Consider the following 23,660-nt stretch of genomic DNA (forward strand, 5'->3'; position numbering starts at 1 on the left):
ACTCCCCGGAAGAGGTGTCCTTTTGCGACCCCACGTCGAACTCATCCAGGAAGGCGACTACATCTGGCACGCCGCCGAACTCGCCGGTGGCGAGGGCCGGGCCAGCGAGCGCCGCCTGTCGGTGGACGAGGAGGACGGCTCCTGCTCGCTGCGCGTCGACTTCCATACCGACTGGGGCCGCGGTCCCGGCATCCACCACGCCAACACCGAGTACCACGTGCTCGAAGGGTCGATGACCTACAACGGCAGGCGGATAGGCAAGGGCGGCTACGTCTACGCGCCCAAGGGCGTCCCGACCGAGGCCATCACCTTCAGCGAGGGCACCCGGATCCTGCACTACCGCGAGTACGGCGACGCCGGCTTCGACCCGGTCGAGAGCACCAGGGCGCCGCGCTGGAAGGACGCCCGCGAGGACGTCATCGTCCTCGACAGCGAGGCTATGACGTGGGACGCCGTCCCCAACCCGGGCCCGATGCCCGGCATGTTCATCAAGTACCTGCACGTCGATCCGGTGACCGGCTTCTACACCCGGCTCGTCCACGCGCAGGAGGGCTGGACCGACCACCGCCTCGCGCACCACCCGTGCTACGAGGAGGCCTACACCGTCCAGGGCCACATGGAGTACAACTTCGGCACGCTGGACCTCGGCACGTACTTCTTCCGCCCGGCCCGCGTGAAGCACGGCCACTTCACCAGCCTGGAGGGCGGCGCGACCTGGCTGCTGCGCTCCGACGGCGAGCTGTTCAACTGGTACACCCAGAGCGAGTGGGTCCGCTGGGGCGGCGAGGCCATCAACTGGGGCCCCGGAGAGAGCCGCATGCGCTGGTCGGCGTCCTCCCACGACCTGGGCGCCGGGTCGCCCGGCCGCAGCGACCGCGACCTCGCCGACCTGCGCGCCTCGGTCGCGTACCAGCGCGAACGCGGAGAGATCGACGAGGACTACGTGCAGCACGGCACCGGCACCGACAGGAGCCTCATCGCGATCGCCAAGGCCCTGGACGCCGCCCGCCTCCAGGGCGGCCACGACCACGGCGGCCACGACCACGAGCGCGGCCCGGTGCACGCCGACTGGGGCGCCGACCCGCGCTCCCTCGAACACCCCGACGAGCGCACCGACGATTTCGCCCACGTCCCGGGCGCCGGACGCGCCTGGAAGAAGGGCGACCCGATCCCGGCCCCGATCCTGTCCAGCCGTCCCGTCCGCAGCCGCACCGCCGGTCGCTGGAACGGCGACGGCATGTGACCGCGCAGTGGCCGCTTCTGAGTGGCGGCCGACGATCGAGCCCGGAGGTACGTCGCCATGATTCCTGAGGACCCCGCGATGGACCTCGCCGACGACTACCGCGAGGCCGGCTTCGGCGGACGACTCGGCCCCGGCGACAGGCCGGCCCTCCTCGTCGTCGACCTGGTGCGCGCCTACCTCTCCCCCCGAGAGCCCTCTGTACGCCGCGCCCGCACCGGCGATCGTCGGCCGTGTCACCCGGCTGGTGCGCTCCGCCCGCGAGCACCGCCACCCGGTGGTGTTCACCTACGTCTCGTTCAAGCCCGGCGGCGTGGACGGCGGCCTGTTCTACCTCAAGGTGCCCGCTCTGCGGCTCTTCGACGAGGGGTCACCCTGGGGGCTGCCGCCGGACGAACTCGTCCCGGAGCCGGGCGACCTTACCGTGCGCAAGCAGTACCCCAGCGCCTTCTTCGGCACGCCGCTCGCCAGCACTCTCACCGCGCTGCGCATCGACTCCGTCGTGATCACCGGAGTCAGCACCAGCGGCTGCGTCCGGGCCACCGCCGTGGACGCGCTGTGCCACGGGTTGCGGCCGACCGTCGTTGCCGACGCGGTCGCCGACCGGGACCCGCGCCCGCACGAGGCCGCGCTGTTCGACCTCGGCGCCAAGTACGCCGACGTCCACGACACCGACGAGGTGCTGGACCGGTGGGCCACGGGGATCCGTCGCCCTGGAGCGGCACGATGAAAGAGCACTGTTTCCAGTGGGAGGACCGCCGTGCGGCGCGCGGGGCTGACCGGGGTCTGCAACGCCTTCCCGGACGCGGATGTGCCGCCGACGAACGCGGCGGTGTTCGGTGAGATCGGCAAGGCCGAGGGTCTGCCGGAGCTGACCTGTCGCGCCGAGATCAAAACCGCCGGTGGCGCCGGTCACGTCCGCACGCCTGGGCGCGGCCAGCTTCACGTTCGCGCACTGAGGCGTCGAGTTGCGGCGTGTCGCCCTTATGAGGACACGGTCATAAGGGTGACACGCCGCACGTCGATGAGCCTGCGGTCAGCGGACGTGCTGGACCGTCACGGCCGGGTCGACGGCGTCGCCGACGCCCCACAGCCAGACACCCGACCACACGTCCCCGAGGACGGTGCGCAGGAACATCGCGCTCCAGCGCGCGGACGCCTTGACGCTGGTCTCCTGGGTCACCGTCTGAGCGGACGGGTCGGGAGCGGCCCCCGCCGGGTTCTGCGCGTCGGTGATCCCGTAGTGGTTGGCACCGGTCACGGCCACCAGCATCTTCGGCGGCGCTTGGATCGCGTCGTAGGTGCCCTGCGCCGCCGCGGGCGCCGCCAGGCCGTCCGCGGTCCCCTGCACGAGGGCGACCGGGACGGTGTTGGCGACGGGCGGGTTGCCGGAACCGCCGGGCGGGCTGTTGTTGGTGCCGAAAAAGGCCGCGCCCTTCAGTTCGGCGGGCTTGGCGGCGGGCGTGGCGCAGAACGGCGGAGCGCAGGCGCCCGTGGTGAGGGCGAGCCCGGCCGCGCCGCCGAAGGAGTGGCCGAGCAGGACGAGTGAGCCGGTGTCGAGCCTGCCCTTGAGCGGTGAGGCGGCACGCGCGTCCTCGTCGCGGGCCCACGCGACGGTCCATGACGCTTGGGCCTCTTCGGGGAACAGGCCGCTCTGCCCGTAGATGACGCGCCGGTGGTCGGGCACGACGACCACGAATCCGTACCCGGTGACCGCGCGGGCGTACGCGGAGTACGCGGACCTGCTCACGTTGGCGCCCTGCAGCAGCAGCGCCACCGGGAGGTCGGCCCTGATGCCGGAGGCGGCGGGGGCGTAGACGTCCGCCGGGTCGCCGTTCACGGTGGTCACGAAGGCGATGGGCGCGTCCTCGTCGGCTGCGGCCGAGGCGGCCGGGAGGACGGCCGTGACCAGCGCGAACGCGGCGGCCACGGCCGTCGTCGCGCAGACCGTCCTCACGAGCGGCCCTTGCGGCGGCGCGGGAGGATCAGCAGGGCCGCGCCACCGACCATCACCAGTGCCGAGGCGACCAGCGCGTAGGTCGGCAGGCCGTCGGGGCTGCCGGTGTACGGCAGGCCCCCGTTGCCGCCGGATCCCCCGCCGCCCGAACCACCGCCCGAGCCGCCGCCGGACCCACCGCCGGACCCACCGCCGGACCCACCGCCGGAGCCGCCGCCCGGGCTCCCGCCGCCGGCGAAGGTGAGCGGGACCTCGGCGCTGTTCGGGCCCTGGTTGCCCGGCGCGGTGACGGCGATGACGCAGGCGCCCGCCTTCGCCGTGCAGGTGGCGCCGCCGGCCTTGGCCACGAGCTTGAGCTTGGCGTCCTTGGACTTGGCCTGGGTCACGAAGTTGCCCTGGGCGTCGGAGGCCCCGACGATCGCGCCCCCGGTGCTCTGCGCGGCGCAGTCGGTGGGCAGCTTCGGCCCGGGCTTGCACTCGCCGAGGGTCACGAAAGTCTCGTTGGGGGTCAGGCCGGTCACCTGGACGGTGATCGTGTCGCCGGCCTTGACCCCGCTGGTCTTGCTGGCGGTGATCTTCGGTGCGGCCAGCGCGGGCGGTGCGAGCGCGAGCACGCAGGCGCCGGCGAGTGCGGCGACGGCGCCGGCGCGCCTTCTCATTCGGGACACGGGCGTTGCTCCTTCGGTCATCTGCTGCGGCGTTGGACGACGGTGACGGCGGCTCCGGCGAGCACGAGCAGGCCGGCGGTGGCGGCCCAGAGCGGCGTCGACGGGCCGCCCGTGCCGGGTTCCGCGCCGGCGGCGGGCGCCGCGGACGTCCGGACGGCGGCGCCGCCCTTGAACGGCGAGCCCTTGAAGCCGACACGGACGATCGCGCTGTTGGCGGCGACGACGGCGGGCGGGACGGTGCCCGGCAGCGGACCGGCGCCGATGACGCACTGGCGGGTCATGCAGTCGAGGCCGTTGAACCTCGGGCGGGCCTTCAGCCTGACCTCGGGGAGGTCGCCCTTGGCGTCGATGTTGACGAAGGTGGCGCCGCCGCCGAGGTCGCAGTCCTTGAGCCCGTTGGTGTAGCCCTCCCGGCACATCCCGACCGCCACCGACTTCAGCCCGGGGCTGAACCCGCTCCCGGTGACGGTGATCGGCTCGCCCTCGGTGAGGTCGGTGGAGCGGCTGACGCGGAGCTGTGCCGGTGCCGCCGTCGCCGTTCCGGGCGGCGCGAGCGGAAACGGCGCGAGCGGGGACAGCGCCAGCGCGGCGAGCGCGATCGCGATCACTGGGCGGGACCTCCGGTGCTTCGGGCCACCGGTGGCCGCCGGGAGCCGCCGGGCGCCGGGACGGGGACTTCGGTGACGCAGCCGGGCTCGACGGTGTAGGCGCGGCGGGCCAGCGCGAGCGTCTCCGGTGCGGCCGGACCGGCGACCACCACGGCGGTGCCGGTGGCGGAGAGCCGGCGCAGCACCGCGGGGACGGCCGCCGCGCACGGGCCTCCCGCGAGACCGTCCACCAGCAGGAGCCGGGGCCGGATGAGCAGCGCCTCGGCCAGCGAGAACAGGCCGCGTTGCGCGCCGGTCAGCGTTCCGGCGGGTGCGGCGGCGAGCTCGCGCAGCGGGGGGAAGACGTCCAGGACGGAGCGCGCGGCGGCGTCGGGATCGGCGTGTCCGAGCGCGCGGGCGCGTGCCGCCAGCCCGGCCGCGACCGGCAGCCCGGCGGGGACGCGCAATTCGGGGCCGGCGAGGTGGCACAGTCCGAGGCTCGTCCGCTGCCCGGCGTCGAGCGCGGTCAGGTCGGCGCCGCCGAGCGAGACCGTGCCCTTGCACGGCGTGCGACCGGCCAGTGCGGCCAGCAGCACGCTCGCGCCGGTGCCGGACAGCACGATGGTCTCCCCCGCGTCCATCCGGAGACCGACCCGGTACAGCCGGACCGGGCCGCGCGGCACCGACAGCGCCCGGACGTGCAGGAACGGTGGCGGCTTCGCGGTCTGCGGGCCGCGCAGGCGCAGCGCCAGCAGTGCGCCCAGGATCGGCGGCAGCGCCGTCAGCGTCAGCGCGGTGCCCTCGGCGAAGGTCCCGCGCAGCGCGGCGGCGCAGCCGTATCCGGCCAGCCCGCCGGCCGCGGCGGCGGCGCATGTGAGACCGGCCGCCGCCAGATGGCGCGGTTCTGGCAGCGGCCGGAGAACGGTGGTGTCGAGGGCGGCGAACGTCAGGCAGGCCGCGGTCAGGGCGACGGTGAACCCGGCCGCGAGCGTGACCGGTCCGGGAGCGCTCGCCATCAGCATCGGCGCGGCCGCCGCGGCGAGCAGCAGCCAGGGGACGGTCTGCGCGGCGCGGGCCGTCGGGCGCCCGACGACGACCAGCGCGACCGCCGGAAGCAGTGCCCAGGCCAGGTACCGGACGGGTGCGGCGCCGATCAGGTTCCACCGGAAGGTGAGCAGGCGCAGCCCGCCCATGAGCGGTGCGCTGGCGGCCCATCCCGTGAGCAGGTAGACGGGCAGGGCCGCCCGGACGTCGCGCTCGGCGAGCACGTCCCGCACCCGGGCGACGCGACGGCCGGACGCGGCGGCCGGCGCGTGCGGGACAAAGGCAACGGCCGCGGCGAAAACGGCGGCCGCAACCCCGGCGATGACGAGCGCCATCCCCGGATCGGCGGCCCAGAGCGTCGCGATCCACGCGGCCGCAGCCAGGCCGACGAGCGCGGCGGCCTGTCCCCCGGCGGGGCCGCCGGACGTCCGGAGCGCGCCCGCTCTCGGCGCGGCGAGCAGCGGAGCCGCGAAGATGCCGGCGGCCATCAGGGCGGTGGCGAAGACGGGGACGGCCGGGACCAGCCCCGCCAGCGCGACGGCGGCGCCGGCGAGAGCACCGCCGGCGGCCACCACCCGGTACGGACGCAACCGTCCGGACAGCCACAACGCCGGAACCAGTGCCGCGCAGGCAAGGATGAGCGCGGTGAGCGCCATATAGGTCACGGCCTCGCCGGGGACCTGCACGACGCCGCCGAGGGCATCTGCAAGGAGCAGCACGGTGCCGCCTGCTAGCGGTCCGGCCGCGGCCACCGCGAGTTGGCCAGCGGCGGCGCCGCGCGGCGCTCGCCGGGTCGTCATCGCACCTCTCCCCCGGGCAGGGCGAGGAAGCGATCCAGCGCTTCGACGTCGACGGCTTGCAGGGTCTCGCCGCTCCGGCGTTCGAGATAGCCGATCAGCTCGTCGCGGTCGACCATGTACGCCCCGGACGGCGACGGCGCCACCGAGTCGAGGTAGCCGATGACGTCGGCGAGCTCCACCGCGGGCGCGGTGCGCGGGGCCACCTGCGGGTGAGCCGCGGCCACGGTGGCGTGTGCCGGGCGCCCGGACGCACCGCGCCGGCGGCGCCGCGCCCCGGCCCAGCGGCCGAGCGTCAGCCGGATCCCGACGAGCAGCAGCAGCGCGGCCAGCGCGTTCACCCCGAGCAGTCCCCACGGGTAGGCGTTGAAGCCGGTCGTGAACGGGACCGAACCCGCGTACCGGCCGCCGACCACGAAGTGGCCGAAGGCGGCCGGGGGCAGCACCACCGGGATCCGGTACGTGGCGGTCTGGCCGGGCCGCAGCGTGCCGGTCTTCGGAGCGTCCAGCGGGCTGTCCGGGGTGTCGTCGGGTCCCCAGCCGACCACCAGCGGGGCGTTCTCGATGGGGTCGGCGCCGGAGTTGCGGATCCGCAGCACCAGCGTCCGCCGCGGCCGGCCGCCGAAGAGCTCGCCGCGGTCCGGGCTCCCCGTGATCTCCAGGCCGACCACGTCCGCGCGGACCGGTGCGGCGCCGCGGTCGATCCGCGCGGTCGGGTGCCCATCGACGGCGAACGGCGCGGTGGCGGTGACCGGCGCCCCGAGCGTGCCCGGAAGGGTGCCGGCGCGGACGACGCACGGGCACGCGGAGGGCGGCTCCCCCACGGTGAGGCCCGCCTCGAACGTCCCGGCGGGGGCGACCATCGCGATGACGGCGTGCTCGGTGTCGCAGTCCGCCGAGCCGTGCACCGCGTCGGCGCCGCAGATCTGGACCTGGACGGTCGTGCCGGGCGTCCACGCGCTGCCGCGCACCCATGCGGTCGTGCCCGCGGCGGCCTTGCCGGGCTGGACGCTCACGCCGGGCCGCGCCGTCCGGGCGGCGGCGACGGCGGGGGCGGGCTGGCCGCACAGGGCAGCGGCGGCGGCGAGGAGCACGGCGACCGACCGGAGCCTCACAGGAAGACCCCCGTCTCGCGCGAGGCCAGGCCCGCGCGTTCCCGCCAGCGGCGGATCAGCCGGGGCAGCACGGACCACAGGGCGAACACGATCCCCGCGAGGGTGAGCAGCGCCGGCCAGGGCACCGCGGTGAAGCGGGTCTGCGCGCGGACGTCGATGCCGCCGGCGGTGACGAGCTCCACCCGCACGGTGACGGCGTCCAGCGCCGGCGGGTCGTCCCAGGGCAGCGTGATCTCGGTGCGCTCGCCCGGCAGGATCTCCGGGAGGCGCCGGTCGGGCCACTGCTTGATCTCGTGGCCGAACACGCCCGTCGCGCGGACCCGGGCGGTCGGCGAGATCCGCTGGTTGCCGGTGTTGACGACGGTGTAGCGGATCGTCCCTCGCTCGTGCCGCGCGAACGGGACGAGCGGCTCGGTGCGGGCGACGCCGAGGCCGTCGGCGCGCAGGCCGGGCGTCAGCGGCCCGGCGACGCGCAGGTAGACGCGTGCGCCCACGGCGCGTCTGATCCCGACGCGGGCGCCGCCGCTGCGCTGGATGTTCTCGATGGCAATGTTCAGCGCGACGATGCCGCCGATGTGTTCGCCGGGGGTGGCGTTGCCGGGGACCTTCAGCGTGAACGGGATCTCCTTCGCGCCATGCGCGGGGATCTTCGGGGAGGAGGACTTCAGGGAGATCCAGGCGCCGACGTCCTGGGGCTTCTCCTCGGGCGGGCGCAGGGCGAACCCGGCGTCGCGGGGGGTGTTGTAGGCGTCGGCCCCGTACACCCGGAAGGTGATCGGCACACCGGTCAGGTTGCTGATCCGCACGGAGTCCCGGACGGTCGCGCCGGGCGGCGCGTCGAAGGCGAACGCGGGGCGCGCGGCCGGGGCGCCACTGCGATTCGCGGGTTCCACCGACCAGGCCCCGTTCCCGGTCGCGCGGCCCGGCGCGGCGGCGGCCGGGCCGGGCGCGGTCACCGCGGCGGCCAGGCCGGCCGCCGCGGCCGCGGCGGCGGCGGCGATCCGGTGTCGGGGGCTCATCGGTCACCTCGGGGTCGGGCCGGGCGGTGGGCGCCCGGCCGCGGGGGTCGGGACGGTCAGGACAGCGTGAGGGTGAGGACGGCGGTGTAGCGGCCGGCGCCCGTCGCGGCGGGGACCTTGAGGTTGACGCCGGCCCCGGCGCCGAACGTGCCGCCGACGATCCGCCCGGCCCCGTCGGGCGCGCTGCACAGCGTCGCCGCGGTGGTGGTGTCGAGCGGCCCGGCGCTGCCGGGCGTCACGGTGCTGGAGCCGGACGCAGCGGTGCAGGCCGGTGTCCAGGTGAGGTTCCCCGCCGGGATCTTCGTGCCGGCCGCGGAGGCGAAGTCGGTGAGCGTTCCGGTGAGGGACCAGCCCGTGGTGCCGCCGCGCGCGTCGATGACCTGCACCTTCTTCAATGATCCGGTGGCGGTCTGGTCGGAGCCGTTAAGGGTGACCGGGGTGAGGTCGACCTCGCCCGGCTCCTGGGACATGGTCAGCGGCCCGCCGTCGACGGTCAGGTTGATCTTCTGCTCGCCGCACCCGTCCGCGGACTTGCCGGAGCACTGGCCGGTGGGCGGCTGCGTCTTCGCGGTGACGGTCAGCGGCACCGCCCTGCGCACGGTGCCCTGCGTGACCACGATGGTGCGGGCGCCGGCCGCGGCGGATCCGGCGACGGTCGCCGACGCGGTGAGCTTTCCGGCGGCGTCCACCGAGGCGGTCACGCCGGTGAGGTCGTCGGCCTTGCAGGCGGCGCCGTTGGCGTCGCACAGGGCGATGCCTACGGCGCCGGGCCGCCAGCCGGAGCCGGTGACGCCGACGGTTCCGCCCTGGACGACGGTGGACGGGCTGACCGAGGCACCCGGCCCGCCCTCGCCGACGCTGATCGTCGCGAGCGTCGCGGGGGTCTGCTTGGGCGTGCAGGTGATGGTGGCCTGCGCGCCCGCGTCGGCGACGATCGTCAGGCCGCCCGGGGCGAGGTCCACCTCGCCGGTGCCGCTCAGGGCGAGGGCTCCGGTGGCCTCGCCGATCGGGATCGCGCCGTGCGCGGGCACCGGCCCGGTCCGCTTCGGCGCCTTGATCGGCACCGTCCCGGACTGCGCCCCGGAGACGGTGAGCGTCCCGGACGTGGTCCACGAGTCGATCGGCAGCGGCGCGACTCCGGGCAGGTCGGAGAAGTCGGCCTTGACGGTGACCGTGTCACCGGCCTTCGCCGAGGCCGGTGCGGTGACGGTCACGGTCGCGTCGTAGTCGAACACCGTGCTGAAGATCGTGCACCGGTAGGGGACCCGTCCCGCGGCGGCGTGCGCGGCGCCCGCCGCGGCCACCGGCACCGAGACGGCGCCCGCCGCGGTGACGACCGCGGCCGCTCCGCGCAGGGCCGTGCGTGTGCGTCTCATCGTGCGTCGCCGCTCCTTCCGCGGACCGCTGCGCGGTCTCGTTTCCCATAGGGAAACTGAGTTTCGCAACATGGAGACAGCGAAACCGCTTCGGAGCGGCCCTGTCAAGGGGCGGGCGCGGGTGGCGGCGGAATCGTTTCACACAGGGGATCGCCGTTTCCCTGTGGAAGGGTTACCGTTCCCGACCATGCGCACGGTGCTGCGAAGCCTGGCCGAGCTGGCGATGACGGCCGGCCTCGTCCTCGGCCTGTTCGTCGCCTACCTGTACTGGGGAACCGGCGAGTACACCCATCGGCAGCAGGGCGACCTGCACGACGAGCTGGAACGGCGCTGGAACGCGGCGCGGGCGCACAGGCTCGCGGCGGACGAGCCGCGCCGGGAGAGGAGCGGCGCCGTTTCCGCGCCCGCCGACGGGCAGGCGTACGCGCTGCTGCGCATCCCGAAGTTCGGATCGTCCTACGAGTACACGGTGGTGCAGGGCACCGGCGCGGCCGACCTGCGCAAGGGGCCCGGGCACTACCCGGGCACGGCGGACCCCGGCGAGATCGGCAACATGGCGATCGCCGGTCACCGCACCACCTACGGCGCCCCGTTCCGGCGCAACGACGAACTGGCGCGCGGGGACGAGATCCTCATCGACACCGCGACCACGACGTTCGTCTACAGGGTGACGAGCCGCACCGTGGTACGCCCGAGCCGCACGGACGTCGCCGCGCCCGTCCCGGAGCACGCGGGGGTGCGGCCTCGCAAGGCGATGCTCACGCTCACCACCTGCCATCCGGAGTTCTCCGCCGCCTACCGGCTGGTCGTTTTCGCCGAGCTGGCGGGACGGCGGCCGCGCGCCGCCTGAACCCGATCCCCGTGTTACCGTCTCCCACGCCGGAACGATGTTTCCAAAATGGAGGAGGCGGTCGTGGGGCCGCACGCGCACGGCTGGTGGATCCTGCTGCACCTGGTGCTCTTCGTCTTCTGGCTGGGCGGCGACCTCGGGGTGTTCTACTCCAGCCGGTACGTCCTCAAGCCGGACCTGACCCCGGCCGCGCGCGCCACCGCGCTCAGCGTGATGAGCGGGCTAGACCTCGGCCCGAAGGTCTGCCTGGTGCTGTTCCTGCCGAGCGGGGTGACGCTCATGGCGCTGGACCCGCACGGCGCCGAACTGTTCGGCGCGCCCGCCTTCACCTGGTGGCGGGTCGCGCTCGTGTGGGTGTTCGCGCTGGCCTGGCTCGCCGCGACCGTCGCCGACCACCGCACGCACGGGCGCTTCCCTTGGGTGCGGCGCGCCGACTGGGCGGTCCGGATCGTGCTCATCGCCGCGCTGGCCGCCGTGGCCGCCTACACGCTGCTCGCCGCCCGGCCGTTCGGCGTCGCCACCGAGCCGCGCTGGCTGGGCGGCAAGGTGGCGCTCTACACCGCCGCCATCGCCTGCGGGCTCGGCATCCGCCTCACGCTGCGCCCTTTCGGGCCCGCGTTCGGCGCGCTGATGAGCGGCGGCTCCACACCGGAGATCGAACGCGCGCTCAGGCGCTCGGTGAACGGCTGCCTGCCCTACGTCTTCGGCATCTGGGCGGCCGTCCTGGGCGCCGCGGCACTCGGGGTGTTCAAGCCCGGCGCCGACCTGTGACCCGTGAACCCGGCGCCACCCGCTCCCGCCGCGTCACCCGCTGTGGCCGAGCGCGCCGGACAGGCGCGCCGCCGCCTCCACCAGCGGCGGCGCCAGCTCGGCCATCCGCGGCTTGAACCGCGACAGCGGACCGGCCACGCTCAGCGCGGCGATCACCCGGCCGTCGTGGTCGAAGACCGGCGCGGCGATCGAGGCGGTCCCCTCCTGCCGCTCGCCCTGCGAGGTGGCGTAGCCGCGCTTGCGGACCGCCGCCAGCTCCTTGCGCAGCCGCGCCTCGTCCACGATCGTCCGGTCGGTCAGCGCCTCCAGCCCGTGCCGGCCGATCAGCCCGTCGACCTCGGCCTCGTCGAGGAAGGCCAGGATCGCCTTGGACGAACTGCCCGCGTGCAGCGGGTACGGGATGCCGAGGCTGACCTCCACCCGCAGCTCGTGCGGCGGGACGACCTGGTCCACGTACAGCCGGGTGTCGCCGCGGCGGATCGACAGCGTGGCGGTCTCGCCGAGCTGCTGGGCGAGGCGGCGCAGTTCGGGGGCGGCGAGCGCGCGCAGGTCCATCCGGGCCAGGTAGGCGCGGCCGAGCGCGATCGCGGCGTGCCCGAGGGCGTACCGGCGGGTCACCGCGTCCACGCTGATCAGGTCGCGGCTGCGCAGCGCGGTCAGGATCCGGTGCACGGCGGCCTTGGTCAGCCCCAGCTCGGTGGCGATCTCGGTCACCCCGAGGTCGGGCCGGCCGCTGCGGCCGAACAGCAGCAGGACGTCCATCGCGCGCTCCACGGCGGCGATCGACCGGCTCTGCCCCTCGCCGTCCTCGGCGGGCGAGGCGGGGGCGCTCTGGGAGGTCGCACTACGCGACACGGCGGTTCCTTCCGACGGACCGGGCTCAGCCGCAGTCTAGGCCATCGCGTTTCCCTTGCGGAAACGCTCGTCACCGATCGGGGCGTTGACACCCGCTCCACGCCATCGTTACCGTCAGCGGTACAGTGTTTCTTTAAGTGAAACGAAGGGCGCGGTGCCGTGGCGGTCGACGCACAGACCTTCCGGGCGGTGCTCGGCCAGTGGCCGACGGGCGTCGCGGTGGTCACCACGACCGCCGAGGACGGGTGGCACGGCATGACCGCGGGCTCGTTCTGCAGCGTCAGCCTCGACCCGCCGCTCGTCCTGGTCTGCCTGGCCCGCGGCATCCGCACGCACGGGCTCATCGAGCGCAGCGGCGTGTTCGCCGTGAGCTTCCTCGGCAAGGACCACGCGGCCATCGGGCACCGGTTCGCCGGCCGCGAGCCGGGCGACCGCTTCGCGCGCGGCACCTGGACCGCCGCGCCCACCGGCGCGCCGGTGCTGGCGGAGGCGCTCGGCTGGCTCGACTGCCGGGTCGCGCACGCCTACCCCGGCGGCGACCACACCATCTTCGTGGGCGAGGTGCGCGCCGCGGAGACGCCCCGCCGCACCGCGCCGCTGCTGTTCCACTCCCGCGCCTGGGGCCAGCTCGCCGACCCGCTGCCCGACGAGGTGACGATCGCCGACACCGGGCTCGCCGCCGCGCTGCACCGCAGGCTCACCGTCTCCGGCACCGCGCCCGCCCGCGTCACCAGGGCCGGCGCCGCGCGGCTGCTGGACGCGGTCCGCGCGGCGGGCGTCCGGGTCCGGCTGCCGCTCCCGCCCGTCCCCGGCTGCGGCGGCCCGGCGGGGCCGCCGTGGTCGGCGCTGGTCGAGGACGCCGCCTGCCTGGCGCGGGTACCGCACGGCTCCCCGGTGACGGCCGAGATCGCCGACGGGCCCGACGCGCCCCGGCTGATCGCCGCCGCCCGGGCGCGCGGGCTGCCCGTCACGGGCCGGGTGGGCGACGTCTTCGATCCCGCCCGGCAGGCCGCGGTGCTCGCCGCCGTCGACCGGCTGCTCGCCGCCGGCTGCACCGAGATCGCGCTCGACGAGGGCGCCGCGGCCGCCTCCCCGCTGGTCGTCCGCAACGTGCTGCAGGAGGCCGTGGCGCTGGCCCGGCCGGTGCCCGTGCGGGTGCGGCTGCGCGAGGCGCGCGGCCTCGGCCTGGCGAACGCGCTGACCGCGATGAAGAGCGGCGTGCGCGGCTTCGACGTGACGCTCGGCGGGATCGACGGCGGCCTGTGCGCGGAGGGCGTGCTGTTCCTGGCCGCCCGGCTCGGCGTCGCCACCCCGACCGACCGGGCCGCCCTGGTGGCCGCCGCCACGGACCTGGAGGCGCTCTGGGGTTCGGCCCTGCCCGGCCGCACCTACCGGACCGCGTCCTGACCAGCCTGAAGGGAACCAGCCCGATGACCCAGCCGACGACGCTGACCGGTGAACGGCTCGTCGAGACGATGACCGATGCCGAGCGGGACCGCGCCGGGCGCGTGGAGGCGGTGCTGCCGCGGCTGCGCGAGGCGGCCGCGGCGGCCGACGCCGACGCCGCGTTCCCCGCCGGGCACGTCGCGCTGCTGCGCGAGGCCGGGCTGCTCGGCCTGGTGGTGCCCGCCGAGTACGGCGGGCTCGGCGGCGGCCTGCGCGACCTGGCCGCCGCCACCTACGCGATGGGCACCGCCTGCCCGTCCACGGCGCTGTCGTACTTCTTCCACAACACCAGCGCCTCGCGCGGCCTGCTGCCGCTGGAGGCGGTCGAGGCCGGCCTGTTCAGCGGCGACGTCGAGGTCAAGCCCGTGCGGGCGTTCGCCGAGAAGGTGCTGAGCCGGATGGCCGCCGGGACGTGGATGGCCAACTTCGCCAGCGAGGAGGTGAAGTCGTCGAGCGCGAACATCGCGATCGCCACCACCGCCACCCCGGCCGACGGCGGCTGGCGGCTCAACGGCGTGAAGTCGTTCGGCTGCGCGACCGGCGTCGCCGACACCTACCTGGTGACCGCGCGGCTCGACGGCACCTCCGGCGCCGACGGCCTCGCGCTGTTCCTGGTGCCGCGCGAGGCTCCGGGTGTCGCCTCCCGGCAGCCGTGGAACGGGCTCGGGATGCGGGCGTCCAACAACCACGGCGTGACGCTCACCGACGTGTTCGTCCCGGCGGACGAGGCGCTGACGGTGCCCGGCGCGTTCGCGCGGATGCTGCGGATGAGCCGGGGCAGCTTCGTCGGCAACCAGCTGGCCATCTCGGCCTGCTACCTGGGCGCGGCGCAGAACGTCTACGACTTCGCCGTCGAGCGGCTCACCCGCCGGACGTTCGCCGACTCCGGGCGGCCGATCGCGTCCTCGCCGATGCACCAGGTGATCATCGGCGACATGACCGAGCGGCTGGAGACGGCCTACCTGTGGATCCGCCGCCAGCTGGAGCTGGAGACCTCCGAGCCGCCCCTGCGCCCCAAGCCCGAGGTCTACGCGCAGTGGCGGATCGCCAAGGGCGACGTCGCCGAGGCGTGCTTCCAGGTCGTGCTGGGCGCGTTCAAGGCGTGCGGCACCTCGGCGGCCACGATGGACGGCGTCATCGGCCGGGCGCTGCGCGATCTCGCGATGGGCCTGGTGATGACGTTCCCGGCGGAGCGGGGCAGGCTCGAGGCCGCGCAGATCGTGACCGAGAGCAAGGAGAACGAGTTGTTCGCGAGCGTCCCGCAATGAGCCCGCCGCACCGCGACCTCGTCGCAGGGACCTGGGCCGCGTCGCCCGAGGACGGCCCCGCCTTGGAGGATCCGGCCACCGGCGAGCAGGTCGGTCCCGCCGGGGTCACCGGCGGCGAGCGGGTCGAGCTGGCGCTGGCCGCGGCCGAAGAGGCGGCGGCCGGCTGGGCCGCGCGGCCCGCCGCCGAGCGCGCCGCCCTGCTGGACGCGGTCGCCGATGCCCTCGAACCGGTGACGGGCGAGATCGCGGCCCTGGAGGCATCGGCGACCGGCGTCCCGATCCGCCAGACGACCCCGCTCGCAATGATCGTGTCGGGGTCGTTCCGGCTGGCCGCCGAGCAGCTGCGCGGCGGGCTCGACGCGACCTTCACCCGCGAGGACGGCCGCACCGCCGAGGTGCGTCGGCTGCCCTGGGGCCCGGCCCTGTGCCTGGTCCCGTGGAACGCGCCCGCGCCGATGGCCGCGCACAAGGTGGCCAACGCGCTCGCCGCGGGCTGCCCCGCGATCCTCAAGCCGAGCGAGTACGCACCGTACGGGAGCCAGCGGTTCGCCGAGGTCGTCGCGGACGTGCTGGCCGGCGGCGGCGTGCCGGGCGGGGTCTTCCAGCTCGTCCACGGCGACGGCCGCACCGGTGCGCGGCTGGCCGCCGACCCGCGGATCCGCGCGGTCTCCTTCACCGGCGGGGTGGTCGGCGGCGCGTCCGTCGCCGCCGCCTGCGCCGCCGGGATCAAGCCGGTGCAACTGGAGCTGGGCGGCAACAACCCCCTGGTCGTCATGCCGGACGCCGACACCGGGCGGGCCGCCCGCGCCGCCGTCGACCTGCTCACCACGCTCAACGGCCAGTGGTGCCGGGCGCTCGGCCGGCTCATCGTGCCCGAAGGCCGCCAGGGCGCGCTCCTCGACGCGATCGGCGAGCGGCTCGCGGCGCTGCGCGCGGGTCCGCCGCTGGACGAGGCCACCGACCTCGGTCCGCTGGTCCACTCGCGGCACCGCGACCTCGTCGCCGCGCGGCGCGACGCGCTCGGGGGCCGGATCCTCTCCACGACAAAAGTGCCGGACGAGGGCAACTACCTGGCCCCCGCGCTCGTCACGGGCGTGGACCCGGGGGACGCCACCGAGGAGATCTTCGGGCCGGTCGCCACCGTCCACCCCTACCGGACGCTCGACGAGGCCCTGGCGCTGGCCAACGGCACCGCGTACGGGCTGGAAGGGTACGTGGCCGGCACCGACGAGGACGCGGCGCTCGCCGTGGCACGGCGCATCCGCGCCGGGGAGGTGAAGGTCAACGGGTCCAGCGTGCTGAGCCTGCACCTGCTCGCGCCCCGCCCGGCCTGGGGCGCGTCGGGGCTGGGCGAGGAGGGCACGGCCGAGACGCTGCGCTTCTTCACCAACCCGCAGGTCGTCGGCGTGGAGGACGGCTTCGCGCTGCACTCCCGGGAACCGTGATGGCACCGGTGCTGGTGGCCGGGGCGGGGCCGGTCGGGCTCACCGCCGCGCTCGTCCTGGCGCGCCGCGGCGTTCCCGTCACCGTGCTGGAGGCGGAGCCGGAGCTGGCCGCCGAGTCGCGCGCGTCCACGTTCCATCCGCCGTCGCTGGAGATGCTGGACGGGCTCGGCGTGCTGGACCGGCTGCTGGAGCGCGGCCTCGTCTCCCGCACCTTCCAGTACCGGGACCGGCGCGGCGGTGTCATCGCCGAACTGGACCTGTCGGTGCTGTCGGGCGACACGCCGTACCCGTTCCGCGTGCAGTGCGAGCAGAGCAAGCTCACCCCGATCCTGCGCGACGAGGTTCTGGACGCGGGCGGCGAGGTGCGGTTCGGCGCGGCCGTGCGGACGGTGCTGGCGCACGGGAGCGGCGTGGAGGTGACGACCGCGCGCGGCGAGCGGTTCCGAGGCACCTGGCTGATCGGCGCGGACGGCGCCGGATCGGCGGTGCGGCGCTCCCTCGGCGTGGAGTTCGCGGGCATGACCTACCCCGAGCGGTTCCTGGTCGCCTCGACCGCGACCGCCGTCGAGGACCTGCTGCCCGGCATCGCCGCGGTGAACTACGTCTTCGACCCCGGCGAGTGGCTGGTGCTGCTGCGCACCCCCGACCACTGGCGCGTCCTGTTCCCGACCCCGGAGGGCACGCCCGACGCACGTGAACTGATTCGGCTGCCGGAACGGATGCGCGGGATCGCCGACGCTCCATGGGAGGTCGCGCACGCCAGCCTGTACCGCGTCCACCAGCGCGTCGCCGGGACGTTCCGCGCCGGGCGGGTGCTGCTCGCCGGGGACGCGGCGCACGTCAACAACCCGCTCGGCGGGATGGGGATGAACAGCGGCATCCACGATGCCGTCCTGCTCGGCGGCGCGCTCGCGGAGGTCCTGGGCGGCAGACCGGAGGCGGCACTCGACGCCGTCGCGGCGGCGCGCCGCGATACGGCGCGGTCGTTCGTGCGGCGGATGACCCACGGCAACTGGGAGCGGATGCGCGATCCGGCCGGCTACCACGACGAGCTGCGGAGGCTGGCCGCCGATCCCGCCGAGGCGCGGCGGCACCTGCTGCGCACGTCGATGATCGCCTCGCTGCGGGACGTCGCCTGATGCCCGCCGGCGAGATCGTCCGGGAGAACCCGGCCCGGCCGGAGGAGGTCGTCGGCAGGGTCCCGGTGGCGGACGCGGCGGAGGTCGACCGGGCCGTCCGGGACGCCGAGGCGCGGCAGCGCGACTGGTGCCGCGTGCCGGTCGAGGAGCGGGCCGCCGCGCTGCTGCGGGCCGCCGAGGCCGTCGACGCGATGCCCGGCGTCGCCGAGCTGTTGGCCCGCGAGTCCGGCAAACCGGTCGCCGACTGCGCCGGGGAGATCCGGTTCGCCGCCTCCTACCTGCGCTGGGCCGCCGAGCACGCCCCGGCGGCGTACGCCGACCGGGAGACCGACGACGCCGCCGGACGGCTCGTCCTGCGGCACCGCCCGTACGGCGTGGTCGCGGCCATCACCCCGTGGAACGCGCCCATCATCCTCACCCTGCTCAAGGCGGGGCCCGCGCTGGCGGCGGGCAACACGGTCGTGGTCAAGCCGTCGCCGCTCGCGCCGCTCGTGGTCGGCCGCGTGCTGGAGGCGTTCCCGCCAGGGCTCGTCCGGGTCGTGCACGGGGGCGCCGCGACGGCGCGGGCGCTGGCCGGGCATCCCCGCGTGCACCGGGTCGCGTTCACCGGCGGCGCCGAGGCGGGCCGCGCCATCGGGACGGCCGCAGCCAAGGCGATCACCCCGGTGCTGCTGGAACTCGGCGGCAACGACCCGGTCGTGCTGCTGGACGACGCGGACCTCACCGACGCGGCGATGGACCGCCTCGTCATGGCGTCCTTCGCCACCGCCGGCCAGGTCTGCATGGCCGCCAAGCGTCTGTTCGCCCCGAGGTCGCGGCTGGCCGAGGTCCGTGACGCCTATGTCGCGGCGGCGCAACGGACGCTGGTGCTAGGCGACCCCCTGCACCACGGCACGACGGTCGGCCCGGTCATCTCGGCCGACGCCGCCGACCGGGTTCGGGGGCTCGTCGCCGATTCGGGGCGGCGGGGCGGCACCGTCGCGGAGCTGGGCGCCGTGCGGATCGAGATGGAGCGCGGGTATTTCGTCCGGCCCTCCCTGGTCACGGACGTGGACGACGACGCGCCGGTGGTCGCCGGGGAGCAGTTCGGCCCAGTCGTACCGCTGCTGGCCTACGACGACGAGGACGAGGTGGTGGAGCGCGCCAATGCCGGCGACCTCGGTCTCGGCGCCTCGGTATGGTCGGCCGACGAGGACCGCGCGTTCGCGTTCGCCCGCCGGTTCGAGGCCGGCTTCACGTTCGTCAACACCCACAACCGCACCGGGATGGCGCTGCGCGCGCCGTTCGGCGGGGTGAAGCGCAGCGGGCACGGCCGCGAGTACGGCGCCGAGGGCCTGCTGGAGTACGTGCAGACCTGCGCGATCCACGCACCCGCCGCGTTCCGCGCGGGCGGCACCGGGATGAGCGCGGGCGCGTATCCCTCGTGACCGCCCGTCGCCGCACCGTCCGGCGCATCGTTACCCGATCGCGGCGCCGCCCCATTGCCTTCCCGGCCCCCGAGGTGCTTAATAAGGGGGCCATATTGGAAACTCTGTTTCCATAGAAGAAACAGAGTGGTTGCCTTCGGAGGCAGCATGCGCGCCGTCCACGCCGTCCGGACCCTCGCCGCGACCAGCGCCGCCACCCTCGCCCTGACCGCCCTCGGCCCCCTCTCCCCCGCCCACGCCGCCGCCACCCGCGTCCAGACCACCGTCGAGATCCGCTGCGCGTTCACGATCCTCAACCAGAGCGCGGACTGGTACTTCCCCGCCGGCGCGCCGCAGGGCCTGGTGTGGCTCCAGCACGGCTTCGCCCGCTCCAACGACAACGTCGCGGACCTGGCGTCCAAGTACGCCGCAGCCGGTTACCTCGTCTTCGCCCCCACCCTCCCCACGGCGAACCTGTACGGCTGCACCCTGCAGAACCTCGGCAACAACACCGACTTCCTGGGCAACGTCGCCGACCTGTTCGCCAAGATGTCCGACCCGTCCGACAAGCTCGGCCGCAGCTTCGCCAAGGCGAAGGCCCAGGCCGGACGGTCCGACCTCGCGCTGCCGGGCTCGCTGGTCTTCTCCGGGCACTCGGCCGGCGGCGAGGCCGTCAGCTACGTGGCCGGGCGGCTGCGCAGCGACAGTCCGGCGGCGTGGGCGCGGCTGCGCGGCCTGGTCCTGCTCGATCCGGTGAAGTCGTTCATCGGGAACAACCTCGACACCGGGCTGAAGGCGGTCGACGGCACCGGCCGCATAGTCCGCACGATCTCCGGGCCCGACGGCACCTGCAACAACAGCGGCAGCGGGACGGACGCCGTCCAGGCCGACGTGCACGCCCCGTTCGTCGGCGTCCGGCTGACCGACGGCGAGCACACCGACGCCGAGGGCGCCAGTACCGACGCCGTCGGGACCCTCGCCTGCGGCACGCCGCAGGCGAAGAACGTCGAGGCCCTGCAGACGTTCGCGGTCGCCTGGGCGAAGGACGCCTTCAACGGCACGCAGACCGCCGCGTACCTGCCCGGCGGGTCGTATTACCAGAGCAGGCTCGGCTCCGGCCTGATCCAGACCCTGGCCGGAGCCTCCTGACGCGTCCGCGTCCGGCGGACCGCCCGCCGGGTCCCGCGGCCGGAAGTTTCCGCCCGCGGGATCTGGCGGAGGGCGCGCCCCGATTGTAAAGTTTGGAAACAGCGTTTCGCTAGAGGAACCGGGAGGCCCGATGGGTCCGGTCCGGGTGGCCGCCGTCCAGTTCGCGGTGGGCCCCGACGTCCCCGCCAACCTCGCCACCTGCCTGCGCATGGTGGACCGGGCGGTGGCCGAGGGCGCGCGCCTGATCGTCCTGCCGGAGTTCTGCAACCGCCTGTCCTGGTACGCCGACCGCGACGACGCCCGACGGCACGCCTGCGCCATCGGCGGCCCGTTCCTCACCGCCATCGCGGCCCGCGCCGCCGCGCACGGCGTCCACGTCAAGGCCAACGTGACGCTGGCCGGCGGCGACGGCCGGGTGACCGTGAGCAGCCTGCTGTACGGCCCGGACGGCGCGCTGCTCGGCCGCTCCGACAAGCTCACGCTGATGGGCGCCGAAGGCGACCACCTCGATCCGGGCACCGCCGCCGGCCCCGTCATCGCCACCCCGCACGGCCGGCTCGGCATGTACGCCTGCATGGAGGGCGTCACCAGCGACGTCCCCCGCGACCTGGCGGTGCGCGGCGCGCAGGTGCTGCTGAACAGCCTCAACTCGTTCGCCACCGACGAGGCGAGCCTGCACGTGCCGGTCCGCGCCGCCGAGAACCACGTGTGGGTGGTGGCGGCCAACAAGGTCGGCCCGCTGCTGCCCCCCGCCCTCCTGCCCGCGATCGCCGAGCGTCTCGGCGTCCCGCCGGACCTGCTGGACGGCGCGGGCGAGAGCCAGATCGTCGCCCCCGACGGGACAGTCGTCGCGAAGGGGCCGCGCACCGGCGAGGCCGTCGTCGTCGCCGACATCGACCCGTCGCTCGCCGACCGCAAGACCCGTCCCGACGGCACCGACACGTTCGCGGCGCGCAGGCCGCGGTTGTACGCCCCGATCGCCGAGACGCCCCGCCCCCGCGCCGCCCCGCCGGGCGACGAGAAGGTGGACGCGGCGGTCGTCCGCTCCCCAAAACTGGTGCGGCGGGCGGCGAAGGCGGGAGCCGAGCTGATCGTCCTGCCGGAGCTGGCGTTCGGTCCCGACGCCGATGCCGGCGCCGTCGTCGAGGAGCTTGCCGCCGCGCTCCACGGCACCACCGCCCATGCGGTGACCAGCGTGCGGGCAGGCGCCGCGCACGCCGCCTATCTGGTGAACGCGGACGGCCTGGCCGGACGCCAACCGCAACTGCACGCCAGTGCCCGGCACTCGGGCTGGGCGACGGAGTACGGCGAGCGGCTGGACGTCTTCACGCTCCCCTGGGGACGGCTCGCGCTCGTCACCGGCGACGACGCCCTCTACCCCGAGGTCTTCCGACTCGCCGCCATCGCCGACGCGGACGCCGTCGCGGTCCCGTTCACGCCCGCGCAGGACTGGGAGACCGCCCTCGGACTGCCCGAGCGCGCCGCCGAGAACCGGCTGAACGTCGTCGCCTCCGGACCGCGGGACGGCCTGATCCTGGCGCTCCCCACCGACTTCAGCCTCTGGACGTCGTGGCAGGGCCCGTTCGAGGGCCGCATCAGCCACCCCCTCGTCACCCGCGCCACCGAACCGCTCACCGTCGCGGCGATCCATCCCGCCCAGGCCGTCAACCGGCTCGTATCCAAGAACACCGACCTGGTCGGCGGGCGTCCCGCGCACGCGGTCGCCGCGCTGGCCGACGACGCACCGAGCGGAGCGCTCCGTTGAAGGAAACCCCGGAGTCGAAAGAGACCCTTCGGCACGTCGAGCAGATGGTGGACGGCTCCCCCGTCGTCGACGTGACCGAGACCTTCCACCGCTACAAGACGATCCTCGCCGGGCTCAAGGCGCGGATCGACGCGCGGTTCGAGCTGGCACGCGACCCGTCCACCGAGGCCTTGGAGTCGTACGGGAACCCGCCCGAGAGCCCCGGCGGGAGCCTGGCCGCCTACAGCGGGCCCGAGGTCGACTGGATGGTCCACTCGTGGCTCGGCAACCCGGCGGCCGGGTTCGCCAACCTGCACCTGACGGTCTGGCTCGGCCCGCACGTCCGGGTGCCGCACCTGGGCATAGCGCTGCTGGTGTGGCCAGAGGGCTGGTTCTACGTCGACTCCGTGCCGCGCACCAACCTCCTGGCCGACGGCGCCTACTACGACGCGTACTACGAGCCGCTCAACAGCGGCTGGCTGGCGGTGCGGGAGGACAACCCGGAACTGGAGTGGTTCACCAGCCGGGCGGGGTTCATCCGGGCGAGCCTGTCCCCCACCGCGCACTGCTACTCGTTCCCCCGGTCGGACAAGAACATCGACCTGGTCGAGCGGCTGCTGACTGAGCACGTGGACCGCTGGCTCGGCTGGGTCGAGGCGGCCGAGCCCGTCCCCGACGCGGACTGCGCCGCGCTCGCCGCCGCCGACCTCGCCACCCGCCGCAACATTGCCGAACGCGACCCCGCGAACGTGATGGGCGTCCGCTACTTCGGGCAGGAGACCACCGACCGCCTCGTCCGCGCCCTGTGGGGCGGCGACCGAGAGCTGCCCCGCCCGTGAACGCGTCCGGCGGCACCGGCGTCCGGTCGATGTGGTGGTCGGCGGACACCGGCGGCACCGCGCCGTTCGGCACCGCGCACCTGAAGGTGTACTACCCGGCCCGCGCGGAGGGCACCGACGCCGAGCGGCTCTCCGGGGAGTTCCCGCCCGATCCGGCGGGCGCCCCGTACCCGGTCGTCGTGTTCTGCTCCGGCGTGAACGTCGAGCAGGCGGTCTACCGGCCGCTGGCGTCCGCCATCGCCGCCGCGGGCTTCGCCGTGGTGACGTTCGACCGGGTCGCGGAGCTTTTCGGCGGCCGGTACGGCCTCACCCCCGGCGTCGATCTGGACGCCGCACGGCCCGATGCCTACGGCACCCGGCCGACCTGCCCCGCCATTCCCGCCGTCCTCGACGCGCTCGGCGGGATCGACCTGCTCAAGGGGGCGCTCGACCTGGACCGCGTCGCGCTCGGCGGGCATTCGGCGGGCGGCACCGTGGTGCTCCAGTCGGCCCGGTTCATCCCCGGGGTCCGTGCCTGCTTCGCCTACGGGACGCACACCATGGTCGCCACCATGCTGGGTTGGCCCGCCGGCACCGTCCTGCCCGCGCAGGTCGACTGTCCGGTGCTGCTGGGCGTCGGCACGCGGGACGGCGTCATCATGGGCAGCTCCGACCGGTACGGCCAGGACGCCCCGTCCGACCCCGTCAGCCGCACCTTTACCGAGGCCCTGCACGACCCACGCGACCTGCTCGCCGTCGTGCGCGGCGCCAACCACTTCGCGGTCGCGGAGCCGGTCGACCCGACCGCCGCCCGCGCGTTCCTCGACCTGGAGCCCGAGACCGATCCCGCCGCGGCCCGCCGCGCCTTCACGGACCTGACCGTCGGCTTCCTGCGCGCCCACGTGCGCGGGGACGACGTGGCCCCGTCCGCCGACCCGACGCTCATCGACCTGCGGCGCCGATAGG

21 protein-coding genes are annotated in these 23,660 nt (G+C 75.0%); 13 read left to right on the forward strand and 8 right to left on the reverse strand.

Annotated features, from left to right (window positions below):
* The first annotated feature begins 22 nt into the window (after positions 1-22).
* Entirely contained in the window at positions 23-1,243 is a 1,221-nt protein-coding gene (locus tag QP089_RS03090) for a DUF4437 domain-containing protein (RefSeq protein WP_285909631.1), read from the forward strand.
* Between the two features lie 244 nt (positions 1,244-1,487).
* Complete coding sequence (locus QP089_RS03095) at positions 1,488-1,970, forward strand: isochorismatase family protein (RefSeq protein WP_285909632.1); 483 nt, start codon at positions 1,488-1,490, stop codon at positions 1,968-1,970.
* A gap of 306 nt (positions 1,971-2,276) precedes the next feature.
* Here the strand turns inward: QP089_RS03095 and QP089_RS03100 are convergent, their stop codons facing one another.
* The 7 genes from QP089_RS03100 to QP089_RS03130 are packed head-to-tail and all read right to left on the reverse strand — an operon-like array spanning position 2,277 to position 9,803.
* Positions 2,277-3,197, reverse strand: coding sequence for an alpha/beta hydrolase family protein (locus tag QP089_RS03100; RefSeq protein ID WP_285909633.1), 921 nt, complete (start codon positions 3,195-3,197; stop codon positions 2,277-2,279).
* A complete protein-coding gene (locus tag QP089_RS03105) occupies positions 3,194-3,856 on the reverse strand; it encodes a neocarzinostatin apoprotein domain-containing protein (RefSeq protein WP_285909718.1) in 663 nt (220 codons plus the stop codon). The genes QP089_RS03100 and QP089_RS03105 overlap by 4 nt, the downstream gene beginning before the upstream one ends.
* A gap of 26 nt (positions 3,857-3,882) precedes the next feature.
* A complete protein-coding gene (locus QP089_RS03110) occupies positions 3,883-4,473 on the reverse strand; it encodes a neocarzinostatin apoprotein domain-containing protein (protein WP_285909634.1) in 591 nt (196 codons plus the stop codon).
* Complete coding sequence (locus QP089_RS03115; protein WP_285909635.1) at positions 4,470-6,296, reverse strand: ATP-binding cassette domain-containing protein; 1,827 nt, start codon at positions 6,294-6,296, stop codon at positions 4,470-4,472. Before QP089_RS03115 ends, QP089_RS03110 begins: the two co-directional genes overlap by 4 nt.
* Positions 6,293-7,408 carry a hypothetical protein gene (locus QP089_RS03120; RefSeq protein WP_285909636.1) on the reverse strand — a complete coding sequence of 372 codons (1,116 nt, stop codon included), beginning with the start codon at positions 7,406-7,408 and terminating at the stop codon, positions 6,293-6,295. Before QP089_RS03120 ends, QP089_RS03115 begins: the two co-directional genes overlap by 4 nt.
* Entirely contained in the window at positions 7,405-8,427 is a 1,023-nt protein-coding gene (locus tag QP089_RS03125; protein ID WP_285909637.1) for a DUF916 domain-containing protein, read from the reverse strand. The genes QP089_RS03120 and QP089_RS03125 overlap by 4 nt, the downstream gene beginning before the upstream one ends.
* 56 nt (positions 8,428-8,483) lie before the next feature.
* The gene (locus QP089_RS03130) at positions 8,484-9,803 is read right to left on the reverse strand and encodes a WxL domain-containing protein (protein ID WP_285909638.1); all 1,320 of its coding nucleotides are present in this window, start codon (positions 9,801-9,803) and stop codon (positions 8,484-8,486) included.
* Positions 9,804-9,990: 187 nt separating this feature from the next.
* Here QP089_RS03130 and QP089_RS03135 point away from each other — a divergent pair, with 187 nt between their 5' ends.
* Positions 9,991-10,653 carry a class E sortase gene (locus QP089_RS03135; RefSeq protein WP_285909639.1) on the forward strand — a complete coding sequence of 221 codons (663 nt, stop codon included), beginning with the start codon at positions 9,991-9,993 and terminating at the stop codon, positions 10,651-10,653.
* 48 nt (positions 10,654-10,701) lie between these two features.
* Positions 10,702-11,424 (forward strand): hypothetical protein, encoded by a 723-nt coding sequence (locus QP089_RS03140; RefSeq protein ID WP_285909640.1) that lies wholly within the window; start codon positions 10,702-10,704, stop codon positions 11,422-11,424.
* 33 nt (positions 11,425-11,457) lie between these two features.
* Here the strand turns inward: QP089_RS03140 and QP089_RS03145 are convergent, their stop codons facing one another.
* A complete protein-coding gene (locus QP089_RS03145; protein WP_285909641.1) occupies positions 11,458-12,279 on the reverse strand; it encodes an IclR family transcriptional regulator in 822 nt (273 codons plus the stop codon).
* Between the two features lie 159 nt (positions 12,280-12,438).
* Between QP089_RS03145 and QP089_RS03150 the strand changes: the two genes are divergently transcribed.
* The 9 genes from QP089_RS03150 to QP089_RS03190 all read left to right on the forward strand — a co-directional run bounded on the left by QP089_RS03150 (position 12,439) and on the right by QP089_RS03190 (position 23,659).
* On the forward strand, positions 12,439-13,686 hold the full coding sequence (locus QP089_RS03150) for a flavin reductase (RefSeq protein WP_285909642.1): 1,248 nt from the start codon (positions 12,439-12,441) through the stop codon (positions 13,684-13,686).
* Between the two features lie 23 nt (positions 13,687-13,709).
* Positions 13,710-14,993, forward strand: coding sequence for an acyl-CoA dehydrogenase family protein (locus QP089_RS03155; RefSeq protein WP_285909643.1), 1,284 nt, complete (start codon positions 13,710-13,712; stop codon positions 14,991-14,993).
* Positions 14,990-16,438: an aldehyde dehydrogenase family protein gene (locus QP089_RS03160; protein WP_285909644.1), complete on the forward strand. Its 1,449-nt coding sequence runs from the start codon at positions 14,990-14,992 to the stop codon at positions 16,436-16,438. The genes QP089_RS03155 and QP089_RS03160 overlap by 4 nt, the downstream gene beginning before the upstream one ends.
* Positions 16,438-17,577, forward strand: coding sequence for an FAD-dependent oxidoreductase (locus QP089_RS03165; protein WP_285909646.1), 1,140 nt, complete (start codon positions 16,438-16,440; stop codon positions 17,575-17,577). Before QP089_RS03160 ends, QP089_RS03165 begins: the two co-directional genes overlap by 1 nt.
* Positions 17,577-19,004 carry an aldehyde dehydrogenase family protein gene (locus QP089_RS03170; RefSeq protein ID WP_285909647.1) on the forward strand — a complete coding sequence of 476 codons (1,428 nt, stop codon included), beginning with the start codon at positions 17,577-17,579 and terminating at the stop codon, positions 19,002-19,004. Before QP089_RS03165 ends, QP089_RS03170 begins: the two co-directional genes overlap by 1 nt.
* A gap of 147 nt (positions 19,005-19,151) precedes the next feature.
* Positions 19,152-20,132, forward strand: a complete 981-nt coding sequence (locus tag QP089_RS03175) for an alpha/beta fold hydrolase (RefSeq protein ID WP_285909648.1) — start codon at positions 19,152-19,154, stop codon at positions 20,130-20,132.
* A gap of 130 nt (positions 20,133-20,262) precedes the next feature.
* The gene (locus QP089_RS03180) at positions 20,263-21,897 is read left to right on the forward strand and encodes a nitrilase-related carbon-nitrogen hydrolase (protein ID WP_285909649.1); all 1,635 of its coding nucleotides are present in this window, start codon (positions 20,263-20,265) and stop codon (positions 21,895-21,897) included.
* The gene (locus QP089_RS03185) at positions 21,894-22,715 is read left to right on the forward strand and encodes an oxidoreductase (RefSeq protein WP_285909650.1); all 822 of its coding nucleotides are present in this window, start codon (positions 21,894-21,896) and stop codon (positions 22,713-22,715) included. Before QP089_RS03180 ends, QP089_RS03185 begins: the two co-directional genes overlap by 4 nt.
* Positions 22,712-23,659 (forward strand): alpha/beta hydrolase family protein, encoded by a 948-nt coding sequence (locus QP089_RS03190; protein WP_285909651.1) that lies wholly within the window; start codon positions 22,712-22,714, stop codon positions 23,657-23,659. The genes QP089_RS03185 and QP089_RS03190 overlap by 4 nt, the downstream gene beginning before the upstream one ends.
* Position 23,660 lies beyond the last annotated feature (1 nt).

This window comes from Actinomadura opuntiae, from assembly GCF_030283205.1.
Classification (GTDB): Bacteria; Actinomycetota; Actinomycetes; order Streptosporangiales; family Streptosporangiaceae; genus Spirillospora.